18 protein-coding genes and 2 pseudogenes are annotated in these 26,046 nt (G+C 39.9%); 14 read left to right on the top strand and 6 right to left on the bottom strand.

Features of this window, described 5'->3' with window-relative positions:
* Positions 1-25 precede the first annotated feature (25 nt).
* The 3 genes from A8708_RS07945 (at position 26) to A8708_RS07935 (ending at position 3,100) form a co-directional block, all read left to right on the top strand.
* Complete coding sequence (locus A8708_RS07945; protein WP_068662942.1) at positions 26-1,111, top strand: ParB N-terminal domain-containing protein; 1,086 nt, start codon at positions 26-28, stop codon at positions 1,109-1,111.
* A gap of 111 nt (positions 1,112-1,222) precedes the next feature.
* Complete coding sequence (locus A8708_RS07940) at positions 1,223-1,447, top strand: hypothetical protein (protein ID WP_068662941.1); 225 nt, start codon at positions 1,223-1,225, stop codon at positions 1,445-1,447.
* A gap of 594 nt (positions 1,448-2,041) precedes the next feature.
* Positions 2,042-3,100: a toll/interleukin-1 receptor domain-containing protein gene (locus tag A8708_RS07935; RefSeq protein ID WP_068662940.1), complete on the top strand. Its 1,059-nt coding sequence runs from the start codon at positions 2,042-2,044 to the stop codon at positions 3,098-3,100.
* 173 nt (positions 3,101-3,273) lie between these two features.
* Here the strand turns inward: A8708_RS07935 and A8708_RS07930 are convergent, their stop codons facing one another.
* The 3 genes and pseudogenes from A8708_RS07930 to A8708_RS07920 all read right to left on the bottom strand — a co-directional run.
* Positions 3,274-4,995 carry a recombinase family protein gene (locus tag A8708_RS07930; RefSeq protein ID WP_068662939.1) on the bottom strand — a complete coding sequence of 574 codons (1,722 nt, stop codon included), beginning with the start codon at positions 4,993-4,995 and terminating at the stop codon, positions 3,274-3,276.
* Positions 4,992-6,470 (bottom strand): recombinase family protein, encoded by a 1,479-nt coding sequence (locus A8708_RS07925; protein WP_068662938.1) that lies wholly within the window; start codon positions 6,468-6,470, stop codon positions 4,992-4,994. The genes A8708_RS07930 and A8708_RS07925 overlap by 4 nt, the downstream gene beginning before the upstream one ends.
* Positions 6,471-6,820: 350 nt before the next feature.
* A pseudogene (locus A8708_RS07920) lies at positions 6,821-7,230 on the bottom strand (SpoVR family protein); the annotation flags it as partial.
* A 128-nt stretch (positions 7,231-7,358) separates the two neighbouring features.
* Here A8708_RS07920 and A8708_RS07915 point away from each other — a divergent pair.
* From A8708_RS07915 to A8708_RS07875, 9 genes are all read left to right on the top strand, one after another.
* Positions 7,359-9,065, top strand: a complete 1,707-nt coding sequence (locus A8708_RS07915; RefSeq protein WP_082927335.1) for a DUF262 domain-containing protein — start codon at positions 7,359-7,361, stop codon at positions 9,063-9,065.
* Positions 9,066-9,094: 29 nt separating this feature from the next.
* Complete coding sequence (locus tag A8708_RS07910; RefSeq protein ID WP_239696587.1) at positions 9,095-9,364, top strand: hypothetical protein; 270 nt, start codon at positions 9,095-9,097, stop codon at positions 9,362-9,364.
* A gap of 295 nt (positions 9,365-9,659) precedes the next feature.
* Entirely contained in the window at positions 9,660-10,295 is a 636-nt protein-coding gene (locus A8708_RS07905) for a hypothetical protein (RefSeq protein WP_204787484.1), read from the top strand.
* A 5-nt stretch (positions 10,296-10,300) separates the two neighbouring features.
* Entirely contained in the window at positions 10,301-11,047 is a 747-nt protein-coding gene (locus tag A8708_RS07900) for an NAD-dependent deacylase (protein WP_068662934.1), read from the top strand.
* 182 nt (positions 11,048-11,229) lie between these two features.
* The gene (locus tag A8708_RS07895; RefSeq protein WP_082927334.1) at positions 11,230-12,900 is read left to right on the top strand and encodes a zinc-ribbon domain-containing protein; all 1,671 of its coding nucleotides are present in this window, start codon (positions 11,230-11,232) and stop codon (positions 12,898-12,900) included.
* Between the two features lie 265 nt (positions 12,901-13,165).
* The gene (hsdR, locus tag A8708_RS07890) at positions 13,166-16,414 is read left to right on the top strand and encodes a type I restriction-modification system endonuclease (RefSeq protein WP_068662932.1); all 3,249 of its coding nucleotides are present in this window, start codon (positions 13,166-13,168) and stop codon (positions 16,412-16,414) included.
* Positions 16,415-17,902, top strand: a complete 1,488-nt coding sequence (locus A8708_RS07885) for a class I SAM-dependent DNA methyltransferase (RefSeq protein ID WP_068662931.1) — start codon at positions 16,415-16,417, stop codon at positions 17,900-17,902.
* Positions 17,895-19,253, top strand: coding sequence for a restriction endonuclease subunit S (locus A8708_RS07880; RefSeq protein ID WP_068662930.1), 1,359 nt, complete (start codon positions 17,895-17,897; stop codon positions 19,251-19,253). Before A8708_RS07885 ends, A8708_RS07880 begins: the two co-directional genes overlap by 8 nt.
* A 179-nt stretch (positions 19,254-19,432) precedes the next feature.
* A complete protein-coding gene (locus A8708_RS07875; RefSeq protein ID WP_157264595.1) occupies positions 19,433-21,364 on the top strand; it encodes a hypothetical protein in 1,932 nt (643 codons plus the stop codon).
* Positions 21,365-21,587: 223 nt separating this feature from the next.
* Here the strand turns inward: A8708_RS07875 and A8708_RS07870 are convergent, their stop codons facing one another.
* The 3 genes and pseudogenes from A8708_RS07870 to yhbH all read right to left on the bottom strand — a co-directional run bounded on the left by A8708_RS07870 (position 21,588) and on the right by yhbH (position 25,178).
* A complete protein-coding gene (locus A8708_RS07870; protein ID WP_068662928.1) occupies positions 21,588-23,018 on the bottom strand; it encodes a SpoVR family protein in 1,431 nt (476 codons plus the stop codon).
* Between the two features lie 193 nt (positions 23,019-23,211).
* A pseudogene (locus A8708_RS07865) lies at positions 23,212-24,024 on the bottom strand (SpoVR family protein); the annotation flags it as partial.
* Positions 24,021-25,178: a sporulation protein YhbH gene (gene yhbH / locus A8708_RS07860; protein ID WP_068662927.1), complete on the bottom strand. Its 1,158-nt coding sequence runs from the start codon at positions 25,176-25,178 to the stop codon at positions 24,021-24,023. The pseudogene A8708_RS07865 and the gene yhbH, both read right to left, overlap by 4 nt.
* Before the next feature lie 175 nt (positions 25,179-25,353).
* Between yhbH and A8708_RS07855 the strand changes: the two genes are divergently transcribed.
* Positions 25,354-25,620, top strand: a complete 267-nt coding sequence (locus A8708_RS07855; RefSeq protein ID WP_068662926.1) for a hypothetical protein — start codon at positions 25,354-25,356, stop codon at positions 25,618-25,620.
* Positions 25,621-25,622: 2 nt separating this feature from the next.
* Positions 25,623-25,901, top strand: a complete 279-nt coding sequence (locus A8708_RS07850) for a hypothetical protein (RefSeq protein WP_068663035.1) — start codon at positions 25,623-25,625, stop codon at positions 25,899-25,901.
* Positions 25,902-26,046: the final 145 nt, after the last annotated feature.

Below are 26,046 nucleotides of genomic sequence, written 5' to 3'. Positions count from 1 at the left end.
GGTAAGAGGGAAGGGAGGAGTACCTTTGGAAAATGATGAGCTGTTGGTATTGTCACTTGATCAATTGATTTGTGATATTAATGGAAGTATTCACATCGATGGTATGAGCCTGGAGCAAAGCCTATTGGAAGAAGGGGTGCTAATCCCTCTATTAGTTGAGGGACCGAATGCTGAGGGAAAATTCTTTATTTTAGATGGGTATCGGCGTAACCATATTATGAGAAGGTATCCAATGGAATTTGAGAGCATACCATGTAGGCTTTATGGAAAGGAAACGTCTCAAGAAAACCGCAACTCAATTCGGCTACGCCTGAAACGAACTAATAAGCGAATGACTGCGATAGAAATTCAAAAACTTGTTGAAAACTCCGAAAATGTGAACGATATCATTAATGAACTTCCAAGGATTACGCAAAAAAGGATAAGAAGGGCAATAGTAATTCCAAAGTTTTGGCGCGATCGGGTTGAAGAGCTACGAAAAAGCCAAGATGCGCTTGCCGTTATTTGGCACGACTTGAATGTCAGCACAGAGTATAAAAATGAACTTCTTCAACGATTGATAAATACTGACAAGATAGGGGTTGACCACGCAACAGCACTAAAGAAGATGGCGAAGTTCAAAGTATATCAATCCCTCACGTTTGACCAAAAGCAGGTTGCAGTAGAAAACGTCTTGGCAAAGGCAAAGTTTACTGATAATGAAGCTGAAATGATTATTATCCAGGCAATTATGCAAACGGATCCCGATTCGGCTTATGCTGATTTTTGGGTCAACTATTGTAGTTTTGAACTTAAACATGTCACTTCTAAAATTAATAATGAGTTGGGTAGTATGATACGGGAAACTACCCTAACTCATTTACTGACCGCGAGAAATACAGTAAATGAAGTCATTGATGGCGTGCTAGAGAGGTTTGAACAAGAAAGGCGTAGTAGCAGTAAAAATGACGGAGTTATTGTAAGTAATGAGGAAAGTCATATAAAGGAAAAAGCTTCATTGCTTTGGGCTGCTAAACATGAGATGGGAATAAACGTTGTTAAAACAAAGGTCTGGACAGCTCCACGGATTGAGAAAACGGATAGAGGTTATAGTGTGGTTATCTCTGGATAAAAAAGGGCAGCGTGAGCTGCTCTTTTTATCATTTCATGTATTTTTATGAAATTTCCAAAATAGTGGGAATTATCAGCTATAATATGTTTTGAAAGGATGCTGAAAAGGCAGATGAAGCTAGGAGATGTCGAAGGCTATGATTTATTAACGCCTCAACAACAAACAATTTTAGAGCGTACGTACAAATTACATTCTCAAGCACACGGATTGGATTATAAACCATTGTATGCGGTTGAAAAAATCAAAAGGGTGCAATGGGATAAACAAGAGAAGACTGTAAATGTGTATTATCAACACGAATGGTATCATTACACATCTGACGGTTGTTGGTATTAAATAAAAAGTCGTGATATTAATTTATCACGACTTGATTTGCTTTTCCTAATAAGTTTTACTGTGATAAAATTAAATGATAATGTGAATTACCTAATTGCCGAGAAATATGTGAAACGGCTAACCCAATAACCGAGCTTAATTATTCTGTCACTACTTTCGTCGTGATAAAATCATAAAATTCAGTTGTAATGGCGTTATTAATGCAATATTCTCTCGGTAATTAGATAGTACCGGGATCCCGGTACTATCTAATTACCGAGAGAATTAAGCAAATTATTACCTAAAAACCGAGATTCGATAAATAAAACAACACAGTAATTTTAAAGCTTAGAAGTGAATAGGAATAGTACACCTCTCTGAGTAATACTAAACAAAAAATAAGTGTAGCTAATCAGCTTTACCTATCGAGAGGCAGAATGAAATGCATCCATACAGCTCGCAAGCATCGCTAAAATGATAAGGAACTGCTGATCCCACTGGAACACTTTGTGAATGTATTAATTTAGGAGCTGTTAAGCAGCTCTTTTTGTGTTTGACAAAATCCGCCAAATTGGTATAAATAGGATGAGAACATAATTTGGGAGTTGGTTTTGAGTGTCGAAGATTTTTATAAGTCATGCCTCCGCTGATTCGGAGATGGTTAATGCTTTAATGGATATGATTCAATCGCAATTTAATCTTACGCGGGAAAACTTTTTTAACACCTCGGACGAGCAGCTTACAGCGGGTGGTAACTGGATCGAACAGATCCGTCAAGCGATGCATGAATCTACATTAATCATGCCGATTATTACTCCAAGTTATTTGGAGAGTGCATTTTGCATTTGTGAACTTGGTGCTGCTTGGGTAAATGTCGCCAATTTGCTTCCATTAATTGTGGCACCACTCGATTATACTGCGTTAGATGCTACTCCGTACCGCCGTTGGTTGCAAACAATTCAGCTTGATTCTGAGAAAGGTCTATCTCAGTTATTCGATGCCATTAATGATCGGAAGATAGGCTCAGGTGCCAACTCTACACGTTTCATCTCACGTGCACGTGATTTCCGCAAAGATAAGTTACTACCGTTTATCAAAGCCATGAACGAACGCGAGGTCGTAACACCTGCATTGGTAAAGCAATTGCGAAGTGATGTGGGACGTTACAAAGAGGCATATGAATTGGCAGAAGTAGATGAGAAGAATTTACGAGAAGAGAACAATAAGCTAAGACAAATGAAAGATGCTGAAGAGGTTAAGCAGATGGACTACGAAAAAATGGACGAATGGGAGACGTTCATGGACTTAGTAGAAAAAGTTAAAGACGCTCTTCGTCCGCTTAGGCGTATTGCGGTAAGTGTCTTGTACTATAACAGAAAAGCTGGTATGTTCGACCCCGGTTTTATAGCAGACGAAGATGACAACGCCACATTGAACGCTTTGGATAGCGAAGGAATGGCTATCTGGAATGACGGATGGCGTATGGATAAAGGTCATCCATACATTGAAGAGGCTACCGCTGCTTTAAACGAGTTGCAGGCTGTCATTGAAAAGTATGGAAAGAGTATTGAGAAACGCTTTCGTGAAGAAAATCCTGGGGTTCGTTTCGGACTAGATTATAGTCCTTTTTGGGAAGCTTTATTTATTGTCCGAATTACACATCCCCAAAAATAATCGTCCGAACAGCTGTCGGGTATACTCGGCATGCTATCTACTTTATTAAGAATAAACATTCATTGAAACAGTGATATCCCTTGACTTGAATTTCTCGTCTACGTTTATCACTGTTTTAATTTTATGTTTTGTTTACCGTCAGATGATTATTGAAAATTTGATGGCGTAGCGAGTTAACTAACCTGTTCATCTTTATCATCAAAGTCAGGGTAATCTTCCGGCTTAGCTCTAAAGTCAATTTCAACAAATCGCTCCGTTTCAAGGTTAACTTTTGCCCTAATTTCAAAAGATACCTTATTTTCCTCGCGTGGATCGTTCTCCACTTCAATTCGTTCAATAAAAAATGATAATAATCGACGCAAATTAAAACTTTCTGAGTCCTCAATTCTCATAAAATGCTTGAAGAGCTCATCCCAAAGCTTAAAGTTCGAAAGAACATGTTTGATAAAATCTACTTGCTCAGCACGTTCCGTAATCAAAGTGTTAATTTGCTCGTTTTCCTGAACTGTTTCTAATAGATAATGTTGAAAAACGGATAGAATCTTTTCAAGATCGTAATTGCGAGAATTTAACTGAACAACCATTTGATCATCATTCACGCTGTCGGATTTCATGCCCTTCTCAAATAACTCCCTTTTTCTTATTGCGATATTATCTTGTATTCTTTGTGCCTGATTTAGAAGCCCGTCGATTTTGGTTTTAATTTTCAGGTACTTTTTTTCATTTTCTTGGATATTTACTTTTAGCAAATATATCTGCTTTTCAATTTTCTCAATATCAGTTTGATTTCCTTTGATTATTTCATTATGAATTTGTTGTGATGACCCGTATACACCATCTACGATCATTTTATTAACAACATAATACAGAACGTAATGATGTGCATCCTCAGCGTCGACTCTCATGCCACAATCGCAAAGATATACCCTTGCACCATATTTCTTTCCGGTCTTCTTATCGGTGGTTCGTTGATCTTTCGTATTTAGTGGAGTATTACAAGCCTTACAATAAATTAAGTTTTTGAAGAAGAAATTGGTTGTATTCTCCTTTGGATTTATGACCCCCTCTCGCCGCATTAAATACAATTGAAAGCAATACTCCCAATCTTCCTGAGAAATAAGTGGAGGTACATTAGGGCTCTCACCTGTAACCCAAAGTTTCCTGTCATTGATGCTAGCTCGAGAATATTTATTTCTAATATGCATCGCTGCTTTACCTGTATAAATAGGGTTTGTGATAATTGCCTTTACATGATAATCATGCCAATTCTCGCCTCGGTAACTTTTCTCCGGCATCTTTTTCGCTAATGAATCAAAACCAAGCCCTTTCTTATACAAGTCAAAGACCTGCTGAAGCATTAAAGACTCCTGAGGATCGACTAAATATTTTTTGTCGTTGTATCTATATCCAAAAGGAGGAATTCCGCCAAGTAATTTACCTTTTTTGGTCAATGACTCATGAACGCTTCTTGTTCTATCGCTGGTTTGCGCTACCTCTAGCTTTGTCGTGGCATCTTTAATTAGATCCGTAAATGAATCACCGGAGTCGTAGTAACTTTCAGTTGAAACGATGATTACTGGGATATTGGCATGTTTAAAAAATGTTCGAAGTTCAGAATGTTCAAGCGCATTTCGGGCAACTCTGCTTCTCTCAAAGATGAGAATACAATCGAACTTTTTTGTAGGAATATCGTTGAGCAGTTTGATCAGGTTTTTTCTATCGGTTAATTTTCGTTTAAAAGCAGAAACGGCTTCGTCGAGATACTCATCTGTGATGATGCACGAATATCTATTAACAAATTCTTCAATACTTTTTTGTTGATTTTCAACATCTTGTTTATTTGTGGAAACGCGACCATATAATGCGCATTTGCTCCCTGGTTTAATATTTATCATACAGAATCTCCTTTCAATGAGTAGGGATATTTGTAAACAAAATCAAATTCTCTGTTTGGATTAACTTTGACGATAGTTAGAACATTTTCAATTAGTGCGCGTAAATGGGTTTTTGAGTATTTTTGTAGATAGTTAATAATTTCTTCATTCTTGAGTTGCGCTAAATCTTCTTTAACCTGTTCAGAAAAATTAAGAGCGGTGTTTAATGAACGAAGGGAATCGTCATATTTTTCCCGTTGGCTTGCTAAATCTCCATGAAGAGCCAGTAAGTTGAGTTCGACTTCATTTTTTATAGAAGTTTCCGGATTGCCTAATAGAATATCTGCTTGCCTAAAAATATTCGAACGAAGACGCTTTAGCTCTTGTTGTTCATTTTTGGCTGTTACTTTTTTTGATTTAACTTCATTTTTATTTTGTTTATTGAATAATTTACTCCAGTTCGTACTAGCTAATGAGACTACATAAGATAAAATGTGCTTTATAACGAAATCTTCAACATTTTCCTTAATAAGTGAAATATCATGTTTAGCACAGCCATAAATCTTATTCTCTTGACCAGTCTCATCTGCAATAACTTTAGAGGTCAGCGGTTTTTGGCAGATACTACACGATAGTAAATTGTGAAGGAGGTAAGGGTCCTCAGCTTTTTTACTGTCTCGCCGCTGCATCATATCCTCAACCATTTCCTGAACGTCTTCCCAAGCTTCAAGCGAAATTATTGCCAGTTCTTCATGAAATTTGGAGTGTTCTTTACCTGAAAAGTGCATGATATAGTTGCCACAATAGAGTGGATGTCGAAGCAACTTTTCAAGGGCTTGTACTGACCACGGCTTGCCTTTTTTTAGTTTGTTGCTGCTATTGAGATGCTTGCGTAAATCGTTTAAAGTGCTATATTTACCTGACTTTGCCTCGTAAAAGATTTCTCGTACTAGGGATAAATCGGCGGCGTTAAGTTCAATTATTCTCGTTGTGGGGTTCCAAGAATATCCAAAGGGCATTTTTCTTCCGTATTCATTATTGTAAAATCGAGTGATTCTCGATTGATTTAAGCGTTCGTGGATATTGGTTGCTTCCAATTCCACGAAACCTGCCATTATGTGTTCGAAAAACTCGCCCATATAATCAAAAGTCAGTTCTTTCTCCATATCGGAAGTAAAGATAACTTCTACTTTGTATTTTTTACAATGCTCATAAAATTGGAGATACTCAACTGATTGGCGCGCAATTCGGTCTCTTTTGTAAACCAGTAGTTTACCTACGATGCCATTTTTAATATCATCGTATAAATTTTTCATTTGTGGTCGTTGAAAAATTTTGTTCGTACGTGCAGAGACGAACTCATCTATATATACGTTCTCGATCAGTAAGTTCAATTGAATTGCTTTTTTTTCAGCTTTGTATTTTTGCATATCAATTGAGTTTTCTTGCAGCTCAGAGGAGCTACGATAATAAGCGACTGTTATCCTGTTATCCATTTGAATTCCCCCTTTTCATTATTAATCTCTATGCTGGCTGTCCGACCTTTTTGAGTGAGCTTTGTACATTTCTTCGTTTAAAATTTCTCTTAAAACTTCAAACCACTTTTGAGCAGCTTCTGCATCGTGGATATAGCTTACTGATTTCACTGAAAACTTTCTGCCTTCTGATTTCTTGGTTATTGATAAGCACCCTTTCTATGCTTAGATGATAACCGCAATAGTAGTAGATAATACGAGACTTAGAGAAAAATATAGAAAAGAAATAAACTTGAGTTGATGAAGGTTATATTTATAAGAAAGTTAGTGCAAATAAAAAGTGAATCAAATATTTAAAACTCCTTAATATCTCATGAAAATTTCCGACTAACTTTCTTTCCATCATACGAAAATACCAATCCATTATCCTCTACAATCGTCTCCAAATGGATTGTCTTCCCCCATAATTGATAACCATAAGGCAGCGTCCGGTCCAAATACTTCAAATCGAGCTCAACGCCTTCAAACTGATGTAACAAGTAAATTTTACCATTTCGCATGTAATCTCCGTCTTTCACAACACAATATGGAAATCCGCCGTTAACTCGCGAATAAGCAAGCTGGTCGCGGATGCTTTCCCATGATTTGTCCATGATCTTCCACTCAGGACCTTTCTTCTCGAACACAAACAGGTACAAATCTTTACCAAGTCCTTAGTTAAGTAATATCGAATAAGAGAAATATCATAATCATACTCATGTACCTCGAACAAATTATCTCTGCTGCCTTATTTCGAGTGGTACATCAGGTATTGGCTCTAAATGTCTCCTACATTTACGATGAGTCTCTCATATCATGTATACGCTTGGATTTTCCAAATATGAAAGGTTTTATAGGTAACAGTGTCGAATGAAAGTATTAATCTATTACTATGGAACTAGAGAGAGGTTAAGTTCATTGAAGAAAACTATTGAAGCGAATGAAATGTCAGTTATGCGTTTATTCTCAGTTGGGAATGAGCAGTTTATTGTCCCTGTTTACCAGAGAAGATATCTTTGGGGTAAAGATCAATGGATGGATTTGTGGAATGACATTCAAAACATAGAGGTAGGCGAGGATCATTTCCTGGGTTCCATTGTTGTAATTAATCCTCAGCATAATATTGAGATTAATCAATTTGAAGTGGTTGACGGACAGCAACGATTAACAACACTATCATTATTAATTGCTGCATTGCGTGACAGTTTGATTCAGCATGGGGGGGAACAGGAATTATCCATAGGAGAAGCTCTTCATGGATATATGCATTGTTCAACGATGTTCAACAAAAACTTACCTAAACTTATTCCAGGAAAACTGGACAGAGATGACTTCGCAACGATTATTGATCGGAAAATAAGAGATTTGATAAATTCTAATATGTATTCGGCATATCAATTTTTTAAAGCTCAATTTTCAGAGCAAAATGACCTGGTTGAAATAGCTAAGACAATCATTGGCTCATTGAAGGTAGTTCTGATTCAGGTCATGTCTCACAAGGATGCATTTCGATTGTTTGAAACCTTAAATGACCGAGGCTTATCCCTATCGGCGGCAGACTTGATAAAAAATTATATCTTAAGTAAAGCCGCACGTACTTCTGAAGATGAACTTGACGCTATCGTAGAGACATGGGATGAAATTGTAGAGCTTGTTGGTCAGTTGGATCATCTTCGTTTCTTCAGACAAGTATTATTGTCGAAAGCAGAAGGAGTATTTTCGTTTAATAAATTGTATGATCGTTACAAAACCTTGGTTGATAACACAAATTCCATTGTGGAATTAGTTGATGAATTGAAAGAATACGCGGTTGTTTATAGTCAGATTTGCACTGCCACAACAAAGTATCCATCAGTAAATGAAAAGTTAAAAGCTATTAATGCAATTGGTGCAGCAACAAGCTATACATTATTGTTAAAATTACTTAAAAATAAGGTCGATGATCAACAGGTTGTGACAGTCCTTAACCTAATTGAGACATTTGCACTGAGAAGAGCCATTTGCAGTTGGTCCACGAATAATCTTGACCCAATATTTAATCAATTGGCGATTAACACTCCTGTTGACGAGAGTTGCGTGGAATATGTAAAAGGGATACTGACTAGAACGGATTATATCCCTTCAGACATGGATTTCATTGCAAACTTTAAATCAAAGAATTTCAGACAAGATGACCAGTGCAAGTATATATTGGAGCGGTTTGAGGATTATCATGTAAACTTCAGTAAAGAAAAAATCATTGCAAACCGATCTCTTGTCCATATTGAGCATATAATGCCGAAAACGATTAAATCTAAAAGTAGCAAAAAAGAGTACGGGGATTGGGAGAGTTATTTAGGGAAAGACTCCCATCAACATGATGTTCATGTAAATAAAATTGGGAATCTGACTCTGCTTGGATCAAACTTAAATATATCTGCATCGAATAATCCATTTGAAGAAAAGAAGAAAAATTACGAGAAATCATCTATCTTAATGACCAAACAACTAACGGATTACTCGAAATGGGATATTACTTCTATCGAGGAACGGACTGAAAAATTGGCTGGGATAGCAGCAGGAATCTGGAAGCTGTAATTAAACGTAAGCCAAAGGAGAAATCGTAAATGAAAGAAGAAATCGTATTATTCAAAATTCATAATGGTCTCAAAGATGGCAAGGATCATTACGAAGCCACACGAAAGCATTGGAAAATGAGCAAAAGACGCATAGAATCTATACGGTATGCAGTAGGTATCAACCGAGGTAAGGTGGAATGTGCCTTCCAGCCTTCAAAATGGGGTATTGTAGAAGAAGGAGAGGATAATTCTTTGAAGGCGTTGAGGCTACCTCCGAATTCCTCAATAAACTCCAAGTTTCAGAAGGACAATTGTTAAAGAAATTTGGATCGGGAAACCCAGTGGCATATATTTCACTTTCAGAATTGGGCTAAAAAGAAGCTAAGCTGCACATAGACAGCTTGGCTTTTTCTATAGGTTGGATATTGGTGAATGGAGATTTTCATTTTATGGCTTGTAATTACGTAACAGATGGGTATTAAGAGTGTATCAATATTGAATATAATTGTCGCAATTGAATACTCATAACCATGTCCATAATTTGGTGTAATAAGTTTCTGATTGTGAGGGAGCGCAAATGACGAGGGTATATCCGGAGCAGGTTAAAGCTTCAATGATTCGATTAATTCATGATAGTGAAGTCTTGTTATTGCGACACTCTACTGAAATTCAGTTCGGAGACTCCACAGACCTTCTTGGAATCGTAGTCATGACTAATCCTGGAAAGTTTGAATTTAATAAAACAACAGGGTGGAATGCATTCAAATTAGGAGAAGGTTCATCGGATACTTTTATAGCAAACGATTACCCTGACTTATCTATGCAGAATGTTATTAGGGTAATAAGATGTGGGTACGAATCGGCAGGACTTCTTAAACCGAACGGAATTTTGCGAGTATATAACCTTTCAAATGTCCGTCAACCAGACGGTGAGAAGGCAGAGGAATACCATGAACGAGCTAAACAAGTCCTTCCATGCGTAAGACATCAGTTGCTTGAGGATCCTATAACTCATTCTCGAGAATTATTTCTGGATGAGTGTAATAAATCGAAATTCGTCATCATGGGTTTCGTGGATGGAGTGTTTGAAGAGAAGTTACAGCAAGTTCTTACCTGGTCAGAGGAGATAGAACATCGTATATGTGCTGTTGACGACAAAGGACGTTATTCACATCCGCGAAGATGGAGAACAGAGCCGAATTTAATGAATCAGGCAATAGAATCATTAAAGATTGTATTAAAGGGGTGAGTATCTTGCTATCAAAGTTTCTTTTGAAATCCAACTCGACAGTTATATTCTCAGGGGCTGGAATGTCGACGGAGAGTGGGCTGCAAGACTTTAGATCGGCAGACCGAGGTTTATGGAATAACCTAAACCCAATTGAGCTCGCGGATATTGAAGCCATCGATTCGAACCGTTCAGAATTTATTAAGTTTTATCAGTGGCGTATTCAAGAGATGTCTACACATCAACCGAATGATGGACATCGTATTCTCGCAAGCTGGGAAAGTAAAGGATTGATTAAAGGGGTCATTACGCAGAATGTGGAAAATTATCATGAGCAAGCTGGCACTAGTCGAATTGCAAAACTTCACGGTGATCTTGGAACACTGCGTTGCATGAGCTGTAATAAGCAATATGAATCTCATATTTATCTAAAGCCTCAAGAAATGACTTCGTGCAGCTGCGGAGGATTCATTAGACCAAATGTTGTACTATTCGGCGAGATGCTTTCAAAAGCATCACTTCAGCTTGCTGATAATCTTTTAGAAGGTGTCGACCTTTTAATTGTATTGGGGTCTTCCTTGCAGGTAAGCCCTGCTAACCAATTTCCTAAGCAAGCCAAATCTCGCGGTGCAAAATTAGTTATAGTCAACAACGACCCTACTCCTTTTGATCGATATGCAGATCTAGTTATTAACTTATCAATAGGCAATACATTAAGCAAAACTGATGAAGAATTTAGGGACTCTTCACTGAATGATACAAGGAGCAGTTAAGAATAACTTTAATGAATCAAATTGGTCTGCTGGTTGATGCTGCAAAAGCTAATAGGGCTACTGAAGACGACTTCTTTGTAAGTACAAAATCTAAAAAAACATGAAAAGCTAAGGAGTGGAATGCCTTTGTTTTGTGAAGGCTTCATCGAAGGACATCATACAATTTCCAACCAGATTTTAAGTTGGGGGTAACCGATATCAGTAAAGCTAGTTCTAATATAAAAGCAGAAAATACGATTGCCGTCGTATGCCCACTACTTTGTATAGAGTGGCATCCAACTAAAAACGATGAATTAACCCCACACGACATTACTTATGGATCGACTCGAAGTATTTGGTGGCTTTGTCATGTCTGTTCACATGAATGGGATCAAAGCCCTTTCGCAAGGTATCGAAAAGGGCGAATTGCTGGGTGTCCTAAATGTAAAGAAGATCAAGAACAAAAGTATAGGGAAGACTCATTACTTGAAATGAAAGCATACGCAGAGTACAGAGGTGGCAATTGTTTATCAAAATTATATGTTAATGCGCATAAACCACTTGACTTCGTATGCAGATTGGGACATCTATTTCCGCTTAATGCAAACAAAATTCGAACTGAAGAAACATGGTGTAGATTATGTTCGCACAAGGAAACAGCCGATAAATTAAGGGGTTCTCTTGGTGAAATGCAAGCTTTAGCTGAAGATCGCGGTGGTAAATGTCTTTCCGATATATATTTAAATGCTAGGACAGAGTTAGTCTGGCAGTGTGCAAAAGGACATCCCCCATGGACAGCGACGCCGGATAGCATCAAAAATCGCGAGAGCTGGTGTCCGCATTGCCAGATCAATATTAATGAAGAAAAGTGCAGGTTTATTTTACAAACCTTTACGGGCAAGAGCTTTCCAAAAAATCGGCAGGTTTTCAATCAACTATATGAGATGGATGGATATAATGATGAACTAAAAATAGGTTTCGAATATCACGGCAGACAGCACTATGAGTATATAAAGCACTGGCATGCGAATAAATCTGATTTAGAACTTCGCAAGGAAACTGATAAAATCAAAGAATCACTTTGCATTGAGAATGGCATTAAACTGATTATTATTCCTTATTTTGTTAATTCCGAAAAAGAAAAAATAGCTCTAATTCAAAGGGAATTGTTGAAATATGGAATTAAGCTAATTACTAATACCATCAACATGGAAGATTTTCGGTTTAACGATCAAATGTTGGAACGATACGCTAAAATCGCAGAGTCAAACGGAGGTAACTGCCTATCAAATATATTTGAAGATGCTCACACCCCTCTTGAATGGGAGTGTATAAATGGACATTGTTTCTCAATGTCGCCTACGAATATTCAAAGCGGGAGGTGGTGTCCATATTGCAAAATTGGGACTGTGCGAGGACCATACAAACCCCTTTCCCAGCATAACCTCGAACTCGCTGCCGAATGGCACCCAACGAAAAATGGCATTCAATCTCCAGATAACTTCTTAGTAACCTCTGCGGAAACTGTCTGGTGGTTGGGAAAATGCGGTCACGAATGGGCAGAGGAGATAAAAGCTCGACATTATGGAAAGAAGTGTCCAAAATGTAATTTTAGGAATGTAACCAATGAGAAAAGTCTGGCAATAAAAGCACCTCAACTTGCTCAGGAGTGGCACCCCTACAAAAACGGAGTGTTAACACCATATGGCGTTACTCCAGGAATGAGAAAGAAGGTATGGTGGAAATGCCTAGAATGCGGAAATGAATGGGATGATTATCTCTTTAATAGATCTGATGTTCCAGCGAGAAAGGGGAGGGGTTGCCGAAAATGTAGAGATAAAAAGAAGCAGGATTTAAAGAATACCAAATCGTAATAAAGTAACAAGCAGCCAATTAGTAATTAATAACGGATTCGGATAAAGCTAGGATGCTCATCGGCAGCTTAGCTTTTTTGGTTTGTTGAGATGAAGATTTGAAATTTATGGGAATAAAGGTTTATGAGGACTTCATATCGAATTGTTATCTGTATCTGCTACTAAAGAACTAATCGGTCATACACAAACTATGTTCCATGACTTAAGTTATCATATGAGTCTATTGAAATGCACGATATCAACTGCTTAAATTGAGGTGATACGAATGGCTGGCAACTTTGAATTTCTACATAACCGATGGGAAATATTATCGAATCTAGGTGAGATGGCGGAGCGAAATCTTTTTGCCGACCCGAATACATCATTAATAAAGCTCCGAATGTTCGGAGAAACATTAACCAAATTTATTTGCGCTATTGAAGAAATGGATGAGACGAAGGAACTAACGCAAGTAGATCGGTTGTCACAGCTGAAGAGGGATGACCTGATATCTGATGAGATCGTGGATATGCTCCATACCCTTCGCAAAATAGGAAACAAAGCGAATCATGAGGCAGGCTACGGGTCTACTCGAGAAGCGCAGACTCTTACTCACCTGGCTTTTCGAATCGGTGTTTGGTTCATGCAGGTATACGGCAATTGGGACTTCCAAGCGCCTGAATTCATGGAGCCTACGCCACAGGATAACGTAGCAAATCAAGAGCAACTGGGTCAGCTTGCTAAATCCTATGAAGACAAGATGGTTCAGCTTCAGCAAGAACTGGTAGCCCTCCGTCAGCAGCAGACGACCATCACGCATGAAGTTAAGAAGAAGCGCCACACGAAGTCCAAACAGGCAGGCAGTGCCTTCACCCTAACCGAAGCCGAGACTAGACTAATCATCGACGAGAAGCTGCGCCAAGTCGGCTGGGAGGCTGATTCACAAACTTTACGCTTTGGTCATGGTGTTCGTCCGGAAAAAGGTCGAAATCTCGCGATCGCGGAATGGGCGCTCAAAACGGGATTTGCAGACTATGCACTTTTTTGTGGCTTAGAGCTGGTTGGCATTGTTGAAGCGAAACGGATCAGCAAGAACGTAGAAGCGGATATTGCGCAAGCCAAAAAATATGCGATGCAGGTCGTTCGTCACGGCGATGAGATCATTCATGGACCATGGGGCAACTACCAGGTACCGTTTCTTTTTTCCACAAACGGACGCCCTTATCTGGAACAGCTAAAACATATGTCGGGCATCTGGTTCCTCGATTCGCGTAAGCCTACCAATCATCCGCGTCCGCTGCAAGCTTGGTACTCACCACAGGGATTGAAAAGTCTGCTGCAGCAGGATCTTGAGCAATCTACCCAAGCATTGCAAGACGAGACTTTAGATTATCTAAAACTTCGTCCTTATCAAGAGGACGCGATCCTTTCCGTCGAACGTGCAATTGAATCGGGACAACGCAATATTCTGCTCGCAATGGCGACCGGCACAGGGAAAACACGTATGGCGATCGGGCTTATTTACCGTTTAATCAAGCATAATCGATTCAAACGCATTCTTTTTCTCGTTGACCGCTCGGCACTTGGACGACAGGCGGAAGCGGCGTTTAAGGATTCCAAGCTGGAAAGCTATCATTCTTTTACTGAAATCTTCGAGCTTCAGACTCTGGATGACAAGAAGCCCAATCAGGAGACTAAAGTACAGATCGCTACCGTTCAGGGTATGGTCAAACGGTTGTTTTATTGCGATTCTGAGGATATTGGTATCCCTACAGTGGATCAATATGACTGTATTATCGTCGATGAAGCCCATCGTGGATACACGTTGGATAAAGAAATGTCAGAGCTTGAGCTGGAGTTTCGTGATCACGAAGATTACGTGAGCAAGTACCGCAAGGTGCTGGACTATTTCGACGCGGTCCGCATCGGATTAACAGCTACACCAGCGCTCCATACGGTAGATATTTTTGGACGCCCAGTTTTCAATTATTCGTACCGTGAAGCGGTCATCGATGGCTACTTGATCGACCATGAACCGCCGATGCAGTTTGAGACGCAGCTTAAGAAATACGGGATCAAATGGCAAATCGGGGAAGAGGTTGCAGTGTACGATGTCTCCTCTGGCAGTATTGATAAGGAGATGCTTCAGGACGAGATCAATCTGGAAGTAACCCAATTTAATAAAACGGTCATTACGGAAAATTTCAACCGAGTTATTTTGGAAGAACTCACCAAATATATAGACCCTGAATCAGAAGGAAAGACGCTCATCTTCGCCGCGACGGATGATCATGCGGATATGGTCGTTCGGATTTTCAAGGAAGAGTTGGAGAAGGTGTACGGAACTGTAGATGATAATGCTGTTCTCAAGATTACGGGTTCGATCAAGGACCCGCTGCATGCGATTAAGCTGTTCAAAAATGAGAGGCTGCCCAGTATTGTCGTAACCGTAGATTTGTTGACCACAGGTATAGATATTCCGAGCATTACGAACCTCGTGTTCCTGCGCCGTTTACGTTCGCGCATTTTGTACGAGCAAATGCTGGGAAGAGCGACCAGACGTTGCGATGAGATTGGCAAGGACCATTTTATGATCTACGACGCTGTAGGGATTTACGAGACGTTGAAACCATATACAGACATGAAGCCGGTCGTGACCAAACCTTCCATAACGCTGGATGTGCTTACAGATGAGCTTTTCCAGATCTATAGCGAAGAAAAAGGTAAACAGCATAAAGATGAGATCGTCGCCAAAATGCAGCGCAAGAAGCGTACCTGGACGTCTAAGGATCACGAAGACTTTAAGGCGTTATCCGGCGGAATGAGCATAGAGAAGTTTATCACCGATCTGAAAAATATGAGCGCACTTCAGGCGGGAGCCGACCTTCAAGTGAGGAAATCACTTGTTGCATTCATTGATGAAAATCGCGGCAGAGCGCATCGGATCTATATTTCCGAACATGAGGATAAACTGCTCTCAACCACGCGCGGATACGGTAATGCCGAGAAGCCGGAGGATTATTTGGAAGGGTTTCAGTCCTTTATCAATGAGAATATGAACCTTATACCGGCTCTTACAATCATTTGCAAGCGTCCAAATGACTTGACTCGTGACGAACTTCGTAAGCTGCGCGTAGCACTGGATCAGCAAGGCTACTCGGAGAAAATGCTGCAAGCGGCATGGCGTGATGCGAAGAACGAAGATATCGCGGCGGACATTATCAGCTTCATCCGTCAGCAAGCACTTGGAGATCCCTTAATTAGCCATGAAGAGCGCATTGAAGGCGCGATGAAAAAGATATATGATATGAAAGTCTGGTCGAAGGTTCAGAAAGACTGGCTTAAGCGGATTGAGAAGCAGCTGCTGCAAGAGTCGGTACTGGATCCGAGCCCAGAGAAGGCATTCGATGTCGAGCCCTTCAAGAGCAAGGGCGGCTATAGGCAGTTGAATAAAATTTTTGATGGCGAGATGGATACGATTGTAACAACCATCAATACCGCACTTTATACACCTAGAAAGAGGGATCTTGCGTAAATGGGTAATCAGGATATTGTTCAGAAGCTGTGGAATTTATGTAACGTACTGCGTGATGACGGCATCACGTATCATCAATATGTAACGGAATTGACGTATTTGCTCTTTTTGAAAATGATGAAAGAAACCGATAATGAAGGCATTCTGCCGGAGGAATATCGGTGGGATACCTTGACTGAGAAACACGGATTGGTTCTACAGCAGCATTACCGAAAGCTGCTCCTTGATCTCGGTATTCAAGGTAACGAGACCATTAAGCAAATTTACATGAATGCATCATCCAACATCAATGAACCAAAAAATTTGGAGAAAATTATTACATCCATTGATCAGCTTGATTGGTATAGCGCCAAGGAAGAAGGGCTCGGTGATCTGTACGAGGGGCTTCTGGAGAAGAATGCCAGTGAGACGAAATCGGGAGCGGGGCAATATTTTACTCCTCGTCCACTTATTGATGTTATCGTGAAGCTTGTAGACCCACAGCCGGGTGAGCGCTGTAATGACCCTGCTGCGGGAACTTTCGGCTTCATGATTGCGGCGGATCGACATGTACGCAGCAAGACGGACGATTATTTCGATCTGGGAGAGAAGGAAGCAGAATTCCAGAAAAATCAAGCTTTCACAGGCGTTGAATTGGTCAAGGATACGCATCGCTTGGCGATGATGAACGCAATGCTGCACGATATTCATGGTGAGATCACGCTTGGAGATACACTCTCCAATGATGGGGAAAATCTGAAAAACTTCGACGTAATCATGACGAATCCGCCATTCGGTACTAAACAAGGCGGCGAACGTCCAACGCGTGATGACTTGACGTTTACAACAACGAACAAACAGCTAAACTTTCTTCAACATATTTATCGTGCGTTGAAGTCGAACGGCAAGGCACGCGCGGCGGTTGTTTTGCCGGATAATGTATTGTTCGAGAGTGGCGTAGGTGCAAAGATTCGCGCCGACTTGATGGATAAGTGCAATCTGCATACTATTCTTCGCTTGCCGACAGGGATCTTCTACGCGCAGGGTGTAAAAACGAACGTTTTGTTTTTTACGCGTGAGAAGACGGATAAGGACAGCACTAAGGACGTATGGCTCTATGATCTGCGGACGAATATGCCTAGCTTCGGCAAGCGTGCACCGCTGACAGAGGCACATTTTGACGCGTTTATTGCAGCATATACAGCAGTAGATCGCACGAAAGTGGAAGATGAACGGTTCAAGGTATTCACCCGTGAGGAAATCCGCAAAAAGGATGACAGCCTTGATATCGGCTTGATTGCCGATGAGTCTTTGTCCGCTTATGATAATCTCCCTGACCCGATCGACTCGGCAGAAGAAGCGATGGCGAAGCTGGAGGAAGCGTTGGCTTTACTTGGTGAAGTTGTTGCGGAATTGAAGGCAGTCGAGACGACGAGTGATGGCTCTGAAGAAAGCAAACCAGCACTAGCGAAGTTCTTTGAAGCATCCTGGGTGTACGGGAATGAGTAAGAATAATGTGAAGACTCAAAAAGAGTTATTGAAAGAAGCGTTGGTTTCGGAAGAGGAGCAGCCTTATAAGGTGCTGGAGAATTGGGTTTGGGTTAAACTTGGTCATATAGTTTCAGTAAAGACGGGAAAAAAAGACGCTAACCATGCTACAGAGGATGGGAGGTACCCTTTTTTCACATGTGCATCCGAACCAATTAGTAGTCCAACTTTTAGTTTCGAAGGAGATTCAATAATACTTCCGGGAAATGGAGCAAATGTTGGCTTAGTATTATACTTTTCTGGAAAATTCGAAGCATACCAAAGAACATACGTCCTGCAATCACAAGTAGCGTATTTAAAATATATATATTACCACTTATTATTTGGTTGGAAGGCACATAATGCAGACAAACAATATGGATCAGCAACAAACTATATCAAGCTTGCTAATATAACGGAATATTCAATGCCTCTTCCTCCACTAAACGAACAAAAACGAATTGCTGACAAAGTAGAAAAACTCTTGGACAAAATCAATCAAGCCAAACAACTAATTAAAGAAGCCAAAGAAACCTTTGAACTTCGTCGAGCGGCAATTTTGGACAAGGCTTTTCGTGGTGAGCTGACGAAGAAGTGGCGGGAAGATAAAACTGTCAAAAGTATTTATCTAAATTCAGAGAAAAATAATGTTAGTTTTGAGTTACCAACTGGTTGGAAATGGATAAAGTCGGTAAATTTATTCAATGATTTCCCTAGAAATGGTTACTCCCCTAAGTCAACTGACTCAAGTTTTAATACTAAAACATTAAAACTTGGGGCAATAACGAAGGGATATTATAAAGACAATGAATTCAAGTATATTGATGAAAGTATAGATCAAGATTCACACCTTTGGTTAAAAAACGGAGACTTTTTAATCCAACGTGCTAATTCTATTGAATATGTTGGTACTTCGGCAATTTTTACTGGTCCAGATGATGATTGTATATATCCTGATTTAATTATGAAAGGGAAAGTGAATGAAGCTATTGTACTGCCTCAATATTTGGTTCTTTGGATAAATTCAATGTATGGAAAACAGTATTTTAGACAGAATGCAACTGGCACAGCTGGAAATATGCCTAAAATCAACAAAACGGTGCTGCAGAATTTACTCGTCCCAATCCCACCTCTAGAGGAACAAAATGCTATCTTGAAAATTTTGAATAATATTTCCGATAGTGATTCAAGCGTTATGAATAGGATTGAAGAAATTCAACCCAATGTAGATTTATTGGTTAATGGTATTTTGAAGAAAGCATTTTCAGGAGAGTTAGGTACAACATCTAATGAAGATGAATCAGCGATCGAGTTGCTAAAAAGAATAACTTAAAGCAAAGGCTGCCTAAAAAGGCAGCCTTTGCTTTAATAAACCGAGATAAGCATCTAGGTGTTCTATTGTCGAATTCTTGATTATTTTGGAAAAAAGTATTGTTCAATTTTTCTATATGATATAGACTTTGAATGGACTTCGTTGAAATTTTTACATATAATTTGAAGGGATGGACTAAGTTGGGTGATATTTCGGTTCTTGTAAGCCTAGCAGTGTTGAAAGTTAATTGGGACAACAATAAAAAAGACTATATTGAAAATTTTATTCCATTTATTGTGGACTGCTTGAAAGATAGTCATTCAGAAATAGTGTCAGTACCAGATCTTAAGAAACAAGTTGAAGAACGCTTCGGCTTAAGATTTCCGCATAATGTAATAACAAAACTTATAGGTAGAGCTAACAAAGGCAAGTATCTTAGAAAAGAAAATAACGCTTATTATATTAACAGGGATATAGTTAATAATTCTAACTTAGGTGCCGTACAGCAAAGAGTTCTGACGGCGCATGAATCAGTCATCAAGTCATTTCAACAGTATTGTAAAGATGAACATAAGGCACAATGGAGTTTTGAAGAAGCTGAAAATGCACTAATTAAATACTTTGATGAAGAGATTCTACAAATGCTACATGTTACCCACAACAGAGCATTAATTAAAGTAACAGGAACATCGCCCACAAATTTCAAGTTCGTTGTTGCTTCTTTCATTCGAAGATTACAAGAAGAGAACGATCCGAGAATGGATTATTTAGAAGAGGTCTTTAAAGGTAATATGTTAGCAAACGCATTATTTGTAAAAGACCAAGGAAAAGTAACACAAAAATTCAAAAAGACAACAGTATATTTTGATACAGCTTTTTTATTATTTGCATTAGGGTACACAGGAGATTCACGAAGAGAGCCAAGTGAGGAACTGTTGAATTTATTATACGAAACTGGTGCTGATTTAAAATGTTTCCGACATACCGTTTCAGAAGTAAGAGCAATTATTGAAGGATGTGCATCTGATTTAGGGGGATCGGGGAGAAGTCAAAATGATTTATCAGGCTTTAGTCTAGAATCATTTGAGCATTTTATTTTACGTGGAAAATCTGAGTCGGATGTCAGATTATTGGCAGCAAAAATAGAAACAAACCTTGAACACTTAAGAATAAAAGTTGTTGATACTCCAAATTACGATGATCACTTATCAGTCAATGACGAAAAAGGACTAGAAGAAGCAATACAGACTAAGATTACATATAGAATAAAAAGTTCACTAACTAGAGACGTAAAATCAATTTCGTCTATTTATCGCTTAAGAGGTAACAAGCCTTTTTACTCACTAGAAGACTGTAGAGCACTTTTTGTCACAACAAATCATCGGCTTGTAAGAGCTGCAAATGAACATTTTTATAAAGAGAATAGAGAGGAAGCAACACCACCATTAATTACAGATACTGATCTTACAAACCTATTGTGGCTTAAAAAGCCTACTAAAGCACCTAATTTGGCAAGGAAGATGATTATTGCAAATTGTTATGCTGCGTTACAACCAGCAGAGAACCTCTGGAAAAAATATCTACAAGAGATAGAAAAGTTGAAGAGTGATAAAACAATTACGAATGATGATTACTTTTTACTTCGTTATACTTTAGATGCAAAGCAGGCACTAGTGCAAGTCACTGAAGGTGACAATGATGCGTTTGCTCAGGGTACAGTTTCAGAAATATTAGAAATTGTTAAAGAAAACGCTCAAAAGAAATTGAAAGAAAAGATTTTTGAGTTAGAAGTCAAGAGAACTGAATCATTTCAACAGATTGCGGCAGCAGAGGAAACTGAACTTACAAGGAAAAGCAATATTAAGAATAGATCTAATAAGTATGCCAGTTTCGCGGCAAAATTGTTGGAAGTTTCTGTTATAGTTGTATTAGTTTTAGTTGTAATATACACATTTCCGTGGGATATACCCAAGATATGGAATACATATATTCTGGCTGTGTGCTTCGTTCTATTGCTTGTAGTTATGATAATAAACATGATGTATGGAACGACGCTAAAAAGCCTGATAAGAAAAATAGAGATATTCTTAAGCAACAAAATTGAAAAGATATTATTAAATTTATCTTCTTGAAATTGGACGTGGTGGTATACCCAATTACGTAAAACGTTTACCATCCTATATTCATGTCTTACTAGTGAATATAGAAAGCGGATAAACCCCAGTGGACAAGCACTTTTCCGGCGTTTCATCTCGGTTGCCAGATAGGCTACCGAGAAATAGTTTTAAAACAAAAATCATCCGGAGCCAACAGGCATCCAGATGATTTTTATTTCGTTGAAGACGTTAATTTGATCTAAAAATATTTCCGACTTACTTTCTTTCCATCATACGAGAACACCAATCCCTTATCCTCTACAATCGTCTCCAAATGGATTGTCTTTCCCCACAACTGATAAACATAAGGAAGCGTCCGCTCCACATATTTCAAATCCAGCTCAACACCTTCGAACTGATGCAGCAAATAAATTTCACCATTGCGCATATAATCTCCGTCTTTCACAACCAAATATGGGAATCCACCGTTAACTCGCGAATAGGCAAGTTGATCGCGGATATTTTCCCATGATTTATCCGTGATCTTCCATTCAGGTCCTTTCTTCTCAAATACATATAAGTCCAGATCTTTCACCAGGTCTTTGGTTAAATAGTTGCGTATAAACGAGATGTCGTGATCGTACTCACGTACTTCGAACATTTTCTCTCTGCCGCGCCCTGGCACTCGACCTAACCTATCTCGTTCCTCTTGTGTTGGGTTATCCCAGCGCTTCTCGATATCCTCAAAAATTTTGAGTCCCAAATAATAAGGATTTAACGAATGCTGAGAAGGCTGCACGACGGAGGAGTTCAACTTTGCATATTCAATGGTCTCAGAGCCTGTTAAATCAAGTTCTCTCATAATCCGTTGATGGAAAAAGGTCGCCCAGCCTTCATTCATAATTTTGGTTTCCATCTGCGCCCAGAAATATAACATCTCATCTCGCAGCATCGTCAAGATGTCGCGCTGCCATGGCTCCAGTATCGAAGAATATTCTTCTATGAACCATAATATATCCTTCTCTGGCTGTGGTGGGAAACGAACCGGCTCATCCCGATTCGCTGGCACATCGTTCATGGTCTCTAATGACCAAATATCTTCATAAGGGGATTGAAAAGGTGCTGGAATGACTTGTTTTTGCCTCTTAAAGGAAGAGACATATGCTTCTCTGGTCATCTGGTATGGCTTTACCATCGAAGGATCGACATGTTCTTGAATCGCTAGAACGGCATCAATGAACTGTTCAACTGCCAATATTCCGTAAGTTGTCTCATAATCTCGAATCCGCTCCGCCGTGGCGGTCATACTCTCGACCATATTTCGATTCGTTTTGGAGAAGCGGGCGTTATTCTTGAAGAAGTCGCAATGGGCGAGAACGTGGGCAACGATTAGTTTATTTTGCACGAGAGAGTTGCTATCCAGTAAAAAAGCATAACAAGGATCGGAGTTGATCACGAGTTCATAAATCTTACTTAGCCCGAGATCATACTGCATTTTCATCTTGTTGAATGTCTTGCCGAAACTCCAGTGACTGAAGCGGGTTGGCATTCCGTATGCACCAAAGGTATAGATAATCTCAGCTGGACATATTTCATAGCGCATCGGGTAATAATCAAGTCCAAGCCCTTTTGCGATCTCCATGATCTCATCAATGGCATATTCTAGTGCTTTGATATCCGAGGTTGTCATATTTGAACCCCCTTTGATTGTTATCGGATACGTGTGACCTTGCTCATATCTGGATAAATTGCTCATTAGATCAAGTAGTCATAAATTACCGTTTTACACTCTGAAATTCTGCGTCTATAATGACCCTAAATATACAGTGCGGGAAGGGAGAGCAGGGTCAGGCAGCACTCTGCAGATAAGCTCCTTTATGAACGGAAGCCCAGCCTTCGTTCATGATTTTGGTCTCGAGCTGCGGCCAGAAGTAGAGCATTTCATCACGCAGCATGGTCAGGATATCCCGTTGCCAATCCTCCATGTAAGGGGCATGTTCCTCTATGAATAGCAAGAGATCCTTCTCCGGCTTCGGTGGGAATCGCTTCGTATCTTCTTTATCCAAGGAGACAATAGGTTTGTTTCGACTATCTAAGTCCCATAAATCCTCATATCCGTATGTGGCTTCGCCTCGAACGCTTGGTGTAGCTGCTTTGTTATTCTCTTGGCGTTTGCGAGTCTGCCCATAGGTTAGTGTTAGTACAGGGTCAATGTGCTCTTGGATGGCGAGAACGGCATCTATGAATTGTTCGACTTCATCAATGCCATGTTCAATTTCATATTGGCGGATGCGTTCAGCGGTAGCGGACATGCTCTCGACCATGTTGCGATTCGTTTTGGAGAAGCGTGCGTTATTTTTGAAAAAGTCGCAGTGGGCGAGCACGTGCGCGACGATCAATTTATTCTGAATCAGCGAATTTCCATCTAAAAGGAAGGCGTAACACGGGTCCGAATTGATGACCAATTCGTAAATTTTACTAAGTCCGAAATCGTACTGCGTTTTCATGCGATGAAAATTTTTACCAAAGCTCCAATGACTATAGCGTGTTGGCATGCCGTAGGCACCGAAGGTGTAGATGATTTCTGCCGGACAGATTTCGTAACGCATGGGAAAGAAGTCGAGCCCAAAGCCTTTCGCGATCTCCGTGATTTCATCAATGGCATATTCCAGCTTCTGGATTTCGGATTTACTCACTGTGCAGGCACTCCTTCCTTTTTGGTAAAAAAGGTTTTCAACGCTTTATACACTTCACCTTTTTCACGGATAACATAGTGCAGGAACTTCGGATTGTTGATATGGCGGAACGCGGACATGAGTGTAGAACTGCGGTTATATTGATTCACTTCCCCGTATCCGAACATGTTCGAGCGTTCCATTAATTGTGTAATCAGCTTCACGCAGCGCTCGTTATCGGAGGTTAAATTATCGCCATCCGAGAAGTGGAACGGATAAATATTGAACTGAGAAGGGGGGTATCTTTTATCAATAATATCAATAGCGGTTTGATAAGCTGAGGAGCAGATGGTGCCGCCGCTCTCACCTTTTGTGAAGAACTCTTCCTCTGTCACTTCCTTGGCCTCGGTGTGATGCGCGATGAAAACAATCTCAACATTCTCATATTTGGTGCGCAGGAAGCGGGTCATCCAGAAGAAGAAGCTGCGGGCTATGTATTTCTCGAAGGAGCCCATGGAACCAGAGGTATCCATCATGGCAATAATAAGCGCATTGGAATGCGGCTTTTCGATTTCTTCCCATGTTTTAAAACGGAGATCATCCGGCGAAATATGATGAATACCCGGCGAGCTGCCTCGCGAATTGCGGCGCATATTTTCGAGAATCGTCCGCTTCTTATCGATGTTGGACATGATTCCTTTTTTGCGTATATCGTTGAAAATAACTTCAGTGGACGTCATATTTCGCTTCTCTTTTTGCTGCAAATTCGGCAGTTCCAGCTCAGAGAATAGCATCGCTTGCAGCTCTTCCATACTCACTTCGGCTTCGTAATAATCATCCCCGGCTTGATCGCCCGCACCTTCGCCTTTACCGGGACCTTGCGCAGGCTGCGGGTCTGTTCCCAGTACATCGCCAACCTGCGAATCGCCGTCGCCTTGACCGACATGCTTGCCTTTGTTGAAGTTGTAGCGGAAGCGGTATTCGTCTAAGCTTTTTATCGGTACCTTCACGACTTGTTTCCCATTGGACATGACAATGCTTTCGTCTGTAACGAGATCAGGAAGGTTCTGTTTAATGGCATCTTTGACCTTCTCTTGATGTCTGGTTTGATCTTGGTATCCTTTGCGGTGGAGTGACCAATCCTCTTTGGAAACGATAAATAAGGGTTCTGTCATGGGGACACCTCCTTGGCGTTTATGATAAGCGGCAGCGCTAATCAGACATAGGAAAATAAAGCTTGTTATTAAATATATTCAAGTGCGCGGGGGATATGTGGTGAATTGTGAGTGAATGTTTTTGCTAAGGAATAAATGTTATAATAAATGAACAAGAGGATAGGTGGTGATCGTAATGGAAAAAGTAAATAGCTCCGAAGAACTTATGAACACTTTCATCAATATGAGTAGTGAGCATTCAGTTCGACAATTTCTTATTCCTGGAAAAGGAAAGTTTACAGTTGTTCTTCAAGAGGAAGATCATCTTTCCATTAGTTCCGAAGTTACAGCGAATCCAGAACTTAAGAACATGATTACTGGAAGCCGTGAAGAATATAAACAAGGTAAGGGAATGTCGACTACGGAGCTTTTGAAATCATTGTCACCAGAGGATTTTGCATAATGATGAATCGCTCGATCATTTGGCTACCTACTGTTAGGGCAAAGCTAATTCAGTTTCGAAGTGAACGTTTCACTCCGGAAGAAACATTTGATTTCATTTCTCAGGTTGTTTTGGAAGTTGAAGATTACTTGATGAATCCGATAATCGGCAAGACTTATATGGAGGAGTTTGGTGAATACAAAGGAATAACCCGTATAGTGGTCAAAAAATTTAGGATTTATTTTGAGCAAGTAGATGGTGTATTCACTATTGTTGCTCTTTTATTTCCTGGCGAAAAGTAAGTGCCCCATTAAATCACAAGAAGTCTGCCTAATCTCCCGCGGCTACACATCGGAGATCATGCAGGCTTTTTAGATAATTCTGGAAGTCTGTAAAGATCATTGGTTTGAACGGACGTAATCGGTTATGATGTAAGGTGGAATTATG

This window comes from Paenibacillus oryzisoli, assembly GCF_001653565.1.
Classification (GTDB): Bacteria; Bacillota; Bacilli; order Paenibacillales; family NBRC-103111; genus Paenibacillus_E; species Paenibacillus_E oryzisoli.
This window is presented reverse-complemented; position numbering and strand designations above follow the sequence as displayed.